At 33.3% G+C, this 13831-nt stretch carries 11 protein-coding genes; 8 read left to right on the forward strand and 3 right to left on the reverse strand.

Going from position 1 to position 13831, the window contains the following annotated elements; genetic code table 11:
- Window positions 1-305: 305 nt before the first annotated feature.
- A complete protein-coding gene (gene recG, locus AC061E_RS14955; protein ID WP_478286962.1) occupies window positions 306-2453 on the reverse strand; it encodes an ATP-dependent DNA helicase RecG in 2148 nt (715 codons plus the stop codon).
- 247 nt (window positions 2454-2700) lie between these two features.
- Here recG and AC061E_RS14960 point away from each other — a divergent pair, with 247 nt between their 5' ends.
- From AC061E_RS14960 to AC061E_RS14970, 3 genes are all read left to right on the forward strand, one after another.
- A complete protein-coding gene (locus AC061E_RS14960) occupies window positions 2701-3264 on the forward strand; it encodes a DUF1697 domain-containing protein (RefSeq protein WP_144891028.1) in 564 nt (187 codons plus the stop codon).
- 109 nt (window positions 3265-3373) lie between these two features.
- On the forward strand, window positions 3374-3799 hold the full coding sequence (locus AC061E_RS14965) for a hypothetical protein (protein WP_478286963.1): 426 nt from the start codon (window positions 3374-3376) through the stop codon (window positions 3797-3799).
- 209 nt (window positions 3800-4008) lie between these two features.
- Complete coding sequence (locus AC061E_RS14970; protein ID WP_478286964.1) at window positions 4009-5226, forward strand: sensor histidine kinase; 1218 nt, start codon at window positions 4009-4011, stop codon at window positions 5224-5226.
- An 18-nt stretch (window positions 5227-5244) separates the two neighbouring features.
- On the opposite strand, the gene AC061E_RS14975 is transcribed toward AC061E_RS14970, so the two are convergent.
- Window positions 5245-5988, reverse strand: coding sequence for a Dph6-related ATP pyrophosphatase (locus AC061E_RS14975; protein ID WP_478286965.1), 744 nt, complete (start codon window positions 5986-5988; stop codon window positions 5245-5247).
- 91 nt (window positions 5989-6079) lie between these two features.
- On the opposite strand from AC061E_RS14975, the gene AC061E_RS14980 reads away from it, so the two are divergent.
- A complete protein-coding gene (locus tag AC061E_RS14980) occupies window positions 6080-8146 on the forward strand; it encodes a M1 family metallopeptidase (RefSeq protein ID WP_478286966.1) in 2067 nt (688 codons plus the stop codon).
- Between the two features lie 23 nt (window positions 8147-8169).
- Here the strand turns inward: AC061E_RS14980 and AC061E_RS14985 are convergent, their stop codons facing one another.
- Window positions 8170-8685, reverse strand: a complete 516-nt coding sequence (locus AC061E_RS14985; RefSeq protein WP_176330691.1) for a DUF7935 family protein — start codon at window positions 8683-8685, stop codon at window positions 8170-8172.
- Window positions 8686-8815: 130 nt separating this feature from the next.
- On the opposite strand from AC061E_RS14985, the gene AC061E_RS14990 reads away from it, so the two are divergent.
- The 4 genes from AC061E_RS14990 to AC061E_RS15005 all read left to right on the forward strand — a co-directional run bounded on the left by AC061E_RS14990 (window position 8816) and on the right by AC061E_RS15005 (window position 13748).
- A complete protein-coding gene (locus AC061E_RS14990; RefSeq protein ID WP_478286967.1) occupies window positions 8816-9583 on the forward strand; it encodes a sulfite exporter TauE/SafE family protein in 768 nt (255 codons plus the stop codon).
- A 116-nt stretch (window positions 9584-9699) separates the two neighbouring features.
- On the forward strand, window positions 9700-12036 hold the full coding sequence (locus AC061E_RS14995) for an ATP-dependent helicase (RefSeq protein WP_478286968.1): 2337 nt from the start codon (window positions 9700-9702) through the stop codon (window positions 12034-12036).
- Window positions 12037-12102: 66 nt separating this feature from the next.
- Window positions 12103-12723, forward strand: a complete 621-nt coding sequence (locus tag AC061E_RS15000) for an L-threonylcarbamoyladenylate synthase (protein WP_144891012.1) — start codon at window positions 12103-12105, stop codon at window positions 12721-12723.
- A 5-nt stretch (window positions 12724-12728) separates the two neighbouring features.
- Window positions 12729-13748, forward strand: coding sequence for a carboxypeptidase-like regulatory domain-containing protein (locus AC061E_RS15005; RefSeq protein WP_478286969.1), 1020 nt, complete (start codon window positions 12729-12731; stop codon window positions 13746-13748).
- Window positions 13749-13831: the final 83 nt, after the last annotated feature.

Consider the following 13831-nt stretch of genomic DNA (forward strand, 5'->3'; position numbering starts at 1 on the left):
GACTTCATGTTAATTATTATTTAACGTTTGTACCTACAAGTATTAACAATAAAAACAAAAATGCCACTTCACAATAAAAATGCTAAAAAAACTTTGACATTAGAAAAGCCTAAAGGTTTAATCTCTGTTTGTAAAAAAATATTATTTTTTGATAAATTATAATAAAGGGTTTAGAAAATGACGATTATTCTTAAAAAAAATCTTTAAAAGAAGATTGTAATTATGCATTGTGTAAAATAGATCAAAAAGGGAATAGTTCATTTTAGACTATTTCGAAACATACGTGTATTAAAACCGAGTATAATTTAACTGATATAGTTCCAGATGTTTTTCTTTTTTGTCATTTCTATAAAAACGGCTCGTAGCGCTGCGTGTTCTGGTTTTTCCATTGGCGCATCGTCTTTTAATAGTTTTACGGCATAGCTTCGGGCAAGTGCAAGTGTATCTCTGTCTCGAACTAAATCAGCTATTTGTAGATTTAAAACTCCACTTTGTTGCGTTCCCATGATGTCACCAGGTCCGCGAAGTTTAAGGTCTACTTCGGCAATTTCAAAACCATCGTTAGTTTGTACCATAGTTTCCATTCTGGTTTTACTATCGTTACTCAATTTATGGCTTGTCATTAAAATACAGTAACTTTGTTCAGCTCCTCGACCAACACGTCCGCGTAATTGGTGTAGCTGTGATAGCCCAAATCGCTCAGCACTTTCAATAATCATGACACTCGCATTGGGTACATTTACTCCAACTTCAATTACCGTAGTTGCAACCATAATATTGGTTTTACCCTCGGCAAAACGTTTCATTTCGGCATCTTTATCTGCGTGTTTCATTTTTCCGTGAAGAATAGAAATGGTATATTGCGGTAAAGGAAAATCTCTCGAAATACTCTCGTAACCGTCCATTAAATCTTTAAAATCCATTTTTTCCGATTCTTGAATTAATGGGTACACAATATAAATTTGGCGGCCCAAAGCAATTTCATCCCGAATAAACTTCCATACTTTCAATCGGTTACTATCATATCTATGAACCGTTTGTATGGGTTTACGCCCCGGGGGAAGTTCATCAATAACCGAAATATCAAGATCGCCATAAAGACTCATGGCTAGTGTTCTAGGTATGGGAGTTGCAGTCATTACTAGAACGTGTGGAGGAACAATTTCGCCACCTTTTATAGGATCAGGATTTGATTTTTTCCACAATTTAGAGCGTTGTTCTACACCGAAACGGTGTTGCTCATCAATAACTGCAAGACCAAGATTTTTAAATTTTACTTTATCCTCTAGTAAGGCATGTGTGCCAATAAGTAGGTGTAAAGTTCCATTTTCTAGTTCTTCATGAATAATGCGGCGTTGAGCAATTTTTGTAGATCCTGTTAGTAATTTTATATTGATGTTTAATGATTGCGCTAGTTCTGATAAGCCTATAAAATGTTGATTGGCTAGAATTTCGGTAGGGGCCATCAAGCAAGCCTGGTAACAATTATCAAGTGCCAAAAGCATGCTCATAAAGGCTACAATGGTTTTCCCAGAGCCTACATCACCTTGTAACAAGCGATTCATTTGAGCTTGGCTACCCATATCCGATCGGATTTCTTTGACTACCCTTTTTTGAGCATTGGTCAATTGAAAAGGCAAATGATTTTGGTAGAAATCATTAAAATACTGACCAACAGTAGTAAAAGGATGGCCTTTTATTTTGTGCTTTCGAACTAAGTTTTTAGTTATCAATTGCAACTGAATGAAAAATAACTCTTCAAAAATAAGCCTGAATTTGGCTTTAGCCAATACCTCCGTATTTTTTGGGAAGTGAATATTGAATAAAGCAGCATTTTTTGGAATTAATTTTAATTCATCAATGATTTTTGCGGGCAAAGTTTCAGTAAACAAAGTGTGCGTTTCATGAAACAATTGCTGCATGAGTTTGTTAATCACTCTGTTTGTAATACCTCTGTTTGTCAAGGTTTCAGTTGATGGATATACGGGTTGCATGGCCGATCGTAAGCTTTTTTCATGCTCGCTCAACAATTCAATTTCTGGATGCGCCATATTGAAGTTACTACCAAAAGCAGTACATTTTCCAAAAATAACACACATTTCATTAATCTTTAGGCTTTCCCTAATCCACTTGTGACCCTGAAACCACACAAGTTCCATTTGGCCTGTATCATCAACAAAAGTAGCTACTAATCTTTTTTGATTCTTGCCAAATTCAACCGTTTTAATGTTTACAATTTTACCAATAATTTGAATTTCAGCAACTGAACCAGCACTTCTAGAATGTAGTTCATTAATTTTATAATACCGTGTCCGGTCAATATATCGGTTTGGAAAGAAATTGATTAAATCCTGATACTTATAGATTCCTAATTCTTTTCTAAGTAGTTCAGCCCTGTTGGGACCAACGCCTTTCAAAAATTCAATAGAGGTAAGTAAGAGGTTGTTTGACATTGAAAATTAATTAATTGTGGATCTTTTAGTGCATTTAATAACACTGAGCTTAAAGCGTAATTCTGTTTTGATAATTTGTAAAATGCGAAGATAGTTTATTGATTGGAAATTTGGAAATGAGTTCTTTTGGAAATGGAGTAGCAATCATATATATTTGGTACTAAAATTAAGGAGTTGTTTTTTTAATGATCTTCTAAAAGTTCATAATCTAATAAAACTACTCAAAACTCTTGAAAAAAATTAAAAAATGACAACTCATCTCGCATTGCTCCGTGGCATCAACGTATCTGGTCATAGTATGATTAAAATGGAAGCGCTAAAATCAGCTTTAGAAGCCATAGGTTTCCATAATGTACAAACATACATTCAATCTGGAAATGTTTTTGTGGATACGGATGAGCAAAGTGGCGCCGCCGTAGGATTCAAAATAAAACAAGAAATTTTTAAAGTTTTTGGGCATGAAGTTCCTGTTGTAGTTGTTACACAAGGAGATTTAGAAAGATGTTTTCAGGAAAATCCCTATTTAAAAGAGAAAGAAATTGATAATAAAAAGTTATACGTTGCATTTTTGTCCACAACTTTGCAGGGAAATAGTATGAATGATCTTAAAATTAGTCAGTTTAAGCCAGATGAAGCCAGTATTGATGGCAATAAAATATTTATAAAATATGCTGTTGGAGCTGGTAAAACGAGGTTAGATCAAAAATATATTGAAAAAAAATTAAATGTTATTGCAACAATTCGAAATTGGAACACCGTTACTAATTTGCTGCAAATTTATAAGGAGCGCATGGGAAATGACTTGCTATAAGTTAAAAATTATCATTTTGTAGTTCATCAAATTCTATTTTTTAAGTACCTAAAAAAGAAGCAATCTAATTGCGAATTTTGTATCTTTAAACAACTTTAAATTGAAATTCATGAAAAAATTAATAGCATTAGTAATTCTCAGTATTTCATTTCACTCTTGTATTAAAGAGCAAGAAGGCAATGGTTCTAAAAAAGATATTTATGGGAAATGGAACTTGGTTTCCATGTCTGGATCAAGACCGAATTCTGTTACAACTGGTGAAGCAATGTCTTGGCAAGAATCGTATACGTTTGACAAGGACAGTACTTTTACTAAAACTCGGGTTGAAAACGCAAAAAGCACAACAGTATCAGGTACATTTTCTTTTAAAAAAGAAACTGATGGCGAATACTTAATTCTTACTCATACAAAGAAAACGGAACTCATAGGCAGTTGCATGGGAAATTTGCAAGAGATTTTCTATTTTTCAGATGAAAATACCCTTTCAAGTACTTGGAAAAACTGTGATGGACCTGGTTTAGAATACAAGAAGTAATTTTACTAAATGTTATTTTTTGTGTTTTAAGTGTTCAATGGAGTTTCTAAACTACTAAATTTTTTATAATTTTTTTCCATTGTAAATCCTTTAAAAATGGAATAGTTTACCTTTGAAGTATGCTAAAACAGGTAAATATTCTTTGAAATAATTTACTTACTATTTACTTAGAATACTTAAATGTTTTGGTTTAACCTCAAAAACGAACCATGATAAAGACAGATGCATACAAACATGAATACGAGCGTTTACAAGCACTTGAATCGTATTCGATTTTAGATACTTTGCAGGAAGAGGAATATGATAATTTAACGTTTTTGGCTTCGCAAATTTGTGGTACACCTGTAGCTTTACTTGGTTTTGTTGATGAAACAAGACATTGGTTCAAATCAGCTGTAGGAATTAATAATCTAACTCAAAATCCTAGAGAATATTCTTTTTGCACGCATGCAATTCAAGAGCCTAATACTGTTTTCATTATTCCAGATGCACGCCAAGACAGCCGATTTGTTGATAATCCCTTGGTTACAGGGGATATGAATGTTGTTTTTTATGCTGGCGTTTCTTTGGTAAATGATGCCGGCTATCCATTAGGAACCATTTGTGTTATTGATCATAAACCGAATTCGTTATCAGCTGCACAAATTAAATCATTAGAAGCTTTGTCGCAACAAACCATGAAATTACTTGAATTAAGAGTTAATAAAGTTGAATTAGAACGTGCTTTTCATTCATTAGAGAGTAAAAATAAAGAGTTAGAACAGTTTGCATATATAGCCGCACATGATTTAAAATCACCATTAACTAATATATCTGGTCTTACTGATTTTTTAATTGAAAATTACAATGATACTATGGATGATGAGGCTACTGAAATCATCCAATTGATTAAAAGTTCCTCTTTGAAATTAAGGGAGATGATTGAGGGTTTATTAGTGTTTAGTAAATCAAACAAGTTGTCTCAAGAAAACTTTACCAAAGTTTCTATTGCTAAGCTTGATCAGGAACTTTTGGATCTTTTTTCTTTTAATAAAAATTGTAGCCTTGTCTTACAGTCTGAATTGCAATTTATTGAAACCAATAAAACTGCCCTTGAACAGATTTTAATCAACTTGATTTCTAATGCTATAAAATATAGTGACAAAGAAAAAACTAATATAGCAATAATTATTTCTGAAGGGGTGGATTATTATAAAATTTCAGTATCAGATAATGGCGCTGGTATTGAAAAGGAACATCAAGAAGTAATTTTTGAAATTTTTGAAGTTGCCAGTGATACCGATCGTTTTGGAGAAAAAGGTCACGGAATAGGGCTAGCCACGGTTAAAAAAAGTATTCATGATATGGGAGGAAACATTACAGTCAATTCACAAATGGGACTTGGTTCTACCTTTGATTTTACTTTGGCGAAAGCCAAAAAAAAGTAATATTCAATGGTTACAGTTTTAAAGGCTAACCGGAATTAAATCACAATACCAAAACCCAAAGTCATATACACTCTCATCACTAGTATCACAAGCTGTATTAGACGATTCATTTTTTGCTGGTTTTTCATATTTTCTATAGACAATTTCCCCTTTTTCGAATAGTATAGGTGTAGAGAATATTGGTCCATCATAGGTAAAAGTATGAAACTCTCCATTTTCTCCGCATACATCTACATCGTTAGGCAAATCATTCAAAAAATCTTGATCTATAGTTCTACCTACAAAACTTTTGTCTAAAAACCGTTCGTTTACACAAACAACAATGGTTTTAAAACCTAGTGCAAGAAATTCTTGAATTAAGTCATGAGTTGGTATTTTCCAGAGCGGGAAAACGCCTTTTAATTCCATTTCAGCTAGTTTGTCTACACGATATTTTCGTAAATCTTCTAGAAAAATATCGCCAAAAATAGAATGAGTGATGCCTTGTTCTATGCACTTTTGTAAGGTAATTTTCATAGCTTCTTCATACGCTTCCATAGTGGGCATTTCAGGAATTTGCATGATTTCAAGAGGCAATCCTATGCTTTTTGCCTGTTGTTCAAGCAGTGTCACACGTATACCGTGCATAGATACACGCTGGTATTGCTGGTTTACGCTCGTGAGCAAGGTTGTGATTTCAAGAGTAGGATTTTGAAGTGATTTGTATAAGGCTAGTGCGGAGTCTTTACCACTGCTCCAGTTAAAAAGGGCTTTGTTTTTCATATGATTTAGTTATACAAAAGTTTTGACGAAATATAAACGATTTTCATACAGAAAACCTTTGTAACTTTGGATTTTAAAGGATTATTAAGCAATGAAAAAAGTTCTATTTTTATTATTTTCAACAGTTGCCATGGCACAACAATCAAATCACGTTGATTTTATAACTGCTTCTGGCAAAGTTACAATAAATGATACTTCAAAAATTGTAAATGGTACAGTAGAATTTGAATTTAAGGTGTTAAATTCAATTGATACTATAAAAATCGATGCTCAAAATATGGAGTTTTCTAATGTGAAATTAAATGACGTACCCGTTCCATTTATAAATTCTCGTAAAGAAATTCAAATTGTTTTTCCATTTGTTAAAGGAAATAACAACTTGACTTTTGATTATCAGGCAAAACCCAAACAAGCCATGTATTTCCTGGGTTCAAAAGCTACAGATGATTTACAGATATGGACTCAAGGGCAAGGAAAGTATACTAGTAATTGGTTTCCAAGTTTTGATGATGTAAATGAAAAAGTAGTGTTTAATTTGGATATTATTTTTGATAATAGATATGAAGTTTTGTCGAATGGGGTATTAAAAAAACAATCCAATCAAGGCGAAACCAAAAAATGGGAATATCGGATGGAAAAACCCATGAGTTCCTATTTGTTGATGTTAGCCATTGGTAAGTTTAAGAAACAAGTGCTTCACTCAAAATCGGGTGTGCCAATAGAATTATATCTAGATGAAAAAGACAGCCACTTAAATGAAACAACCTACAAGCATACCCAGAAAACATTTGATTTTTTAGAAAAAGAAATTGGTTTTCCTTATCCTTGGCTTGTGTACAGGCAAGCGCCAGTTAAAGATTTTCTTTATGCGGGTATGGAGAATACAAGTGCAACTCTTTTTAATACACGTTATGTTGTGGATGCTATAGGGTTTAAAGACCGCAGTTACCTAAATGTAAATGCACATGAGTTAGCACATCAATGGTTTGGAAACTTGATTACAGCAGAAACGGATACACATCACTGGTTGCAAGAGGGATTTGCAACCTATTTCGCATTGCTAGCGGAACGTAATATTTATGGAGATGATTATTTTTATCATGCCTTGTATGAAACAGCCCAGCAATTAAAATTTACATCCAGAACTGATACTATTCCGGTTTTAAATCCAAAGGCAAGTTCGCTCACTTTTTATCAAAAAGGAGCTTGGGCGCTTTTTGTAGTGCATGAAACTTTAGGAGATAAAGATTTCAAAAAAGTGATTAAAAGCTATCTCACAAAGAACGCATTTCAAAACGTGAATACACAAGATTTTTTTGATGAGATTACAAAGGTTTCAAAATTTGATACTAAAAATTTTAGTAAAGTATGGCTAGAAACCACAGCATTTAATACATTAGAGGCGAACGAATTGTTGCTAAAAAATAAATCAATTCAAGAGCTTTTTGAAGTGAACAAACTAAAGAATACACCATTTCAAGAAAAGAGACAGTACTTAGAAAAAGTAATGCAATCAGATGTTTATTTTAAAGTCAAAGAAGCAGTTTTAAGTCAAATTCAAAATGAAAGCTGGAGCGATAAAATTAAACTCTATGAAATGGCTTTAAGGTCTAATAATACATCTGTACGTCAATTGCTGGCCGCCATAGTCTCTACAATTCCAGAAAATTTTAGATTGCAGTATGAAACCTTGCTTTTAGATGCATCTTATGAAACGCAAGAAATTGCATTGACCACTTTATGGAATAATTTCCCAAATCATCGAACACGCTATTTGGATGTATCCAAAAACTGGATTGGTTTTAAAGATTTAAACTTAAGGATTGTTTGGCTTTCACTGGCGCTGGCAACACCAAACTATGTTTCGGATCAAGATATTTTGCAAAAGGAATTGATATCCTACACATCTCCAATTTACGAAGCAAGCGTGAGGCAGAATGCATTAGAACAGCTTTTACTCAATCAAATTTTGAGTGATGAAGTTTTACGGAGTCTAGTAAATGCAACCACACATCATGCTTGGCAGTTTTCTAAATTTGGTCGAGATACAATCCGAAAATTGATAAAAAATTCAGAAATAAGAATTGTTTTTCAAACCTTGCAACCTACGCTGCTGGAACAAGAAAGGTTACAATTGCAACGGTTATTAAATGAATAGTTTATGAAGTTAAAATTAGTTGGTTACCACAACTCACTTACTTCGTTTTTTAGGTAAGCCAGCGCAGCATTACTTGGAGATTGTTTGTCTAGTAAATCATTTAAGATTTTTTCTCGCATGGCGTCAGCATTTACAATATCTTCGGTTCTACTGACTTTGCGAATCATTTGAATCGTACTGTTCTTTGCAGTCAAAATAATAGTCCAAGAAGCATCTGATAAATACAACTGTTGTGTTAAATTATGTTCAAATTCTTGTTCAATTTGCGATATAATCAAGTTTTCATAATCACTTTTTTCTTGAGAAATAGGAGCAACTCTCAACAACATTTTAGTGGGATTGATTCGCTCCAAGAATAGCACCATACGCTCGTATGCTTGAATTCTTTGCGGAAAAGCTAGTTTTTGATTTTCTTTTTGAATCAACCATCTTCGGGTATTTTGTTGATCTTTGAAGTAAGATATAAAAATAGAATAAGCAACACCTCCAGTAATCAATGAGGGTAAAGTATAAGCCAGTATTTCAAGAATTTTTGTCATGTTTCTATTTTCTAATTTTTTGCAACAAAAATATACTTTTTTAATCATAAATCAACTCCTGTTTAAACGAATAACTGCAAATGGAATCTTATTTTTGCAATCAATTTTTTAGAAAATAATAAACCACTCAATGGATTCATATGTTTTACCATTATTATGTTTAGCAGCATTTGCGGCCGGTTTTATTGACGCAGTAGTAGGAGGAGGTGGCCTTATCCAAACTCCTATGGGTCTTATTTTATTGCCAAGTTTACCCGTTTCAACGGTTATTGGTACCTTAAAGGTTCCAGCTTTTAGCGGAACATCTTTTGCGGCCTATCAATATTTAAAAAAAGTAACTTTAAACTGGAAGTTACTGGCGATAATGATGCTTTTAGCATTTCCCTCGGCTTTTTTAGGGTCTACCTTGCTGACGTATGTAAGCAATGATTTTATGAAACCAGTGCTTTTAGTTGTTTTGTCACTGTTAGTGGTGTATACTTTTGCAAAAAAGAACTTTGGGCAACACATAGAAAAAAATCAATCTACTAAAACCCAAATAGCGAATGCAGTGGGAATAAGTTTTGTGATAGGGATGTATGATGGTTTTATAGGGCCTGGAACGGGAAGTTTTTTGGTTGTAGCCTTTATTGTTATCATGGGTTTTGATTTTTTGCATGCTTCCGCAAATGCTAAAATGGTCAATTTAGCAACAAACTTTGGATCTATATGTTTGTTTATTTATAAAGGAAAAATTATTTGGGCTATAGCTTTGCCCATGGCTGCATGCAATGCTTTAGGAGGCTGGCTTGGTGCAAAAGTTGCTATAAACAAGGGGAATTCCTTTATTAGAATTTTCTTTTTGATTGTCGTAATGGGTACATTGATCCGTTTTGCTTACGATGTTTTTTGGAAATAAAAAGAAAGTAATTCAAAGCATTTAGATCCAAATATACAAATGTAAAAGTTGTCTTATTTACGTCTAAAACTTCGTCCAAATTCGTTATTTTTGCTTTATAAAATATACAACTATCCATGCATAAATATATAGATCAACTTAATGAAGCCCAACGCGAACCTGTTTTACAAAAAGATGGGCCAATGATCATTATTGCTGGTGCAGGCTCAGGAAAAACTAGGGTGTTGACCATAAGAATTGCTTACCTCATGCATCAAGGGGTTGATGCATTTAGCATACTTTCACTTACGTTTACCAATAAAGCGGCTCGTGAGATGAAAAAAAGAATCTCAGACATAGTAGGAGCTGGCGAGGCCAAAAACTTATGGATGGGTACTTTTCACTCGGTTTTTGCCCGTATTTTAAGATCAGAAGCGGAACATTTAGGATATCCATCTAACTTTACCATTTACGATTCGCAGGATTCACTTCGAGCTATTTCGGGAATTATTAAAGAAATGCAACTGGATAGGGATGTGTACAAACCCAAACAAGTTTTAGGGCGTATTTCTAATTTCAAGAATAGTTTGATAACCGTAAAAGCCTACTTTAACAATCCTGAATTACAAGAAGCCGATGCTATGTCTAAAAAACCTAGAATGGGCGAAATTTATCAAAATTATGTAGACCGCTGCTTTAAAGCAGGTGCTATGGATTTTGATGATTTGTTATTAAAAACGAACGAGTTGCTTACACGTTTCCCAGAAATTTTAGCCAAGTACCAAAACCGTTTTAGATACATTCTCGTTGATGAGTACCAAGATACCAATCACTCTCAATATTTAATTGTAAGAGCTTTATCTGATAAATTTCAAAATATTTGTGTAGTAGGTGATGATGCTCAAAGTATTTATGCTTTTCGAGGTGCAAACATCAATAACATTCTTAATTTCCAGAAGGATTACGAAGGTGTAAAAACCTTTAGATTAGAGCAAAATTACCGTTCCACAAAAAATATTGTTGAAGCTGCGAATACCATAATAGATAAAAATAAGGTTAAGCTAGATAAGATTGTTTGGACCGCAAATGATTTTGGACCCAAAATAAAAGTTCACAGAAGCTTAACAGATAATGAAGAAGGGCGCTTTGTGGCCAGTACTATTTGGGAACAAAAAATGCAGCAACAACTTTCAAATGGGGCATTTGCTATTTTATACCGAACCAATGCTCAATCCCGTGCTATGGAAGATGCTTTGAGAAAAAGAGACATTCCTTATCGTATTTATGGAGGTTTATCTTTTTACCAAAGGAAAGAGGTAAAAGATGTTTTGTGCTACCTTAGACTAGTTATTAATCCTAAGGACGAAGAAGCCTTGATGCGTGTGATTAATTACCCAGCAAGAGGAATAGGAAATACAACTATTGAAAAGCTAACCATTGCTGCAAATCATTACAAGCGTTCTATTTTTGAGGTGATGCAAAATATTGAACGAATTGATTTAAAATTAAACACGGGAACCAAACAGAAACTATTAGATTTTGTAACCATGGTTCAGAGTTTTCAGGCCATTAATGAAAATCAGGATGCCTTTTATCTTGCCGAACATGTGGCTAAAAAAACAGGATTAATTCAAGAACTAAAGAAAGATGCTACTCCTGAGGGAATGGCTAAGATTCAAAATATTGAAGAATTGTTAAACGGTATCAAGGACTTTACCGAAGGCCAAGTTGAGGTTGATGGCGCCAGAGGTTCTCTAGCTGAGTTTATGGAAGATGTAGCTTTAGCAACAGATTTAGATAAAGATACTAGTGACGAAGACCGTGTCGCGCTTATGACGATTCACTTGGCAAAAGGATTAGAATTCCCTCATGTTTTTGTAGTGGGAATGGAAGAAGATTTGTTTCCAAGTGCCATGAGTATGAGTACCCGAAGCGAACTTGAAGAAGAGCGACGCTTGTTTTATGTGGCACTTACTAGGGCTGAGCATCAAGCGTATTTAACCTACTCTCAATCTAGATACCGCTGGGGTAAATTAACAGATAGTGAACCGTCTCGATTTATTGAAGAAATTGACAGTCAATATTTGGAATACATGACACCTCCAGAAAATAATTATAGGTACAAACCAATGATTGATAGTGATATCTTTGGGGATATTGATAAATCTAAATTACGTCTTGCAAAACCCTCAAATGGAATTCCACCCGTTAAAAATTATAGTGAACCAGAACGTAATCAGGAGATTACAATTCGAAAATTAAAACCTTTAAGTAGTAATGCGCCCTCAACTAATACAGGAATGCTTGATTCTGGTCTAATGGCTGGTAAAATAGTGATTCACGAACGTTTTGGTAAAGGAGAAGTTTTAAATTTAGAAGGAGTAGGAGCTGATAAGAAAGCTGAAATTAAATTTGAAGTTGGAGGTATAAAAAAATTACTATTACGCTTTGCCAAACTTAATATCATCGAATAAGATTTAAAATTAATCCTTCAACGGATATTGAAAAGTCTAAATTAAAGCAACTTATACATATATAAAATGGCTCAATTTATTAAAATATACGAAAATAATCCAAACGAAGCCGCAATAGCAAAAGTGGTAAAAACACTTCGTGATGGAGGGCTAGTTATTTATCCTACAGATACAGTGTATGGTTTGGGTTGCGATATTACTAACACCAAGGCTCTTGAACGAATTGCAAAAATCAAAGGTATTAAGCTTGACAAAGCAAACTTCTCTTTTATTTGTCATGATTTAAGTAACCTATCAGATTATGTAAAGCAGATAGATACACCCACATTCAAGATTTTAAAAAGAGCACTTCCTGGACCGTATACTTTCATTTTGCCTGGTAATAACAATTTACCAAAAGAGTTTAAAAAGAAAACTACAGTAGGGATCAGGGTTCCAAACAACAGTATAGTTCTTGAAATAGTAAAACAGCTAGGGAATCCCATAGTTTCTACCTCAATAAGAGATGAAGATGATGTAATTGAATATACAACTGATCCTGAATTAATATTTGAGAAATGGCAAAACCTTGTAGATCTTGTCATTGATGGTGGTTATGGTGACAATATAGGATCCAGTATTATAGATTTATCTGGAGATGAACCTATTGTGATTAGAGAAGGAAAAGGAGATTTGAGTATCATATAATTTTTATGAAAAATTTTATTTTCATTTTTTACTTCCTTTTTTTGACACAAAGCTTTTTTGGGCAATCCATTACGGGTAAAGTTGTAGATGAACAATCAAGACCTATTGCGGCTGTAAATGTCTATTTTGATGGAACAACATTAGGAACTCTAACAGATAAAAACGGATTTTTTACACTAAATTTTGGTGCTAAATTAAATAGCATTTTAGTTATAAGCTGTTTAGGATATAATCCAGAGTATATCACTAATTTTAAACCAAATGAGTTCTTAAACATAAAACTTAATATGTCTGTTAATGTACTCCGTGAAGTGGTAGTACAGCGTGATGGTTTTCCAAGAGCACAAAAGATGGAGGTTTTTAAAAAGCAATTTTTAGGAACCACAAAACATGGAAAAAGTACAGTAATTGAAAACGAAGAAGATATTTATTTTACGTATGATGCCAACACAAAAGTTCTAGAAGCTTTTGCCGATAATCCTTTGAGGATTCTTAATAATTCCCTTGGATACAAAATCAATTACCAGCTTGTAAAATTTGAATGTAATTTATACCCTTGGAAATCTAAACCCAATGGCATTAGAAGTTGTTATTATGCAGGTTTAACTCGTTTTGAAAGCATTTCAATCCTTGATAAAATTAAGAAAAAAAGAGATGCTGTTTACGATGGTTCTCGTTTGCATTTTTTTAGAAGCGTAGCAGCTAATAATTGGAAAAATGATGATTTTAGATTGTTTAGAAAGAGTTGGGAAGTAAATCCCACAGCTTTTTTTGCGGTTAAAGATACTCTTGATTTTAAGAAGATTACGGTTACTACTAATAAAAACCAACTTGCTATAATGAAAATTTTAGCAGAATTTGATTTATTACGTAAAGGGGATCAATCTAAAATCATTTTTGAAACTTCAACTTTTTATGTTGACAAATTTGGAAATAATTCTCACTCAGACAAAATTTATTTTTCAGGTTCAATGAGTGAGCAAAAAGTAGGGGACATGCTTCCATTGGATTATGGAATCAATTGATTACAATCTAAATAAAACAGATAGTTAATCAAAAGGGAATTGCGAGAATCTGTTTTTAGAGCCTTTTTTAGAAAAAAAAGAAA

The sequence above is a fragment of the Flavobacterium sp. GNP011 genome (assembly GCF_056428925.1).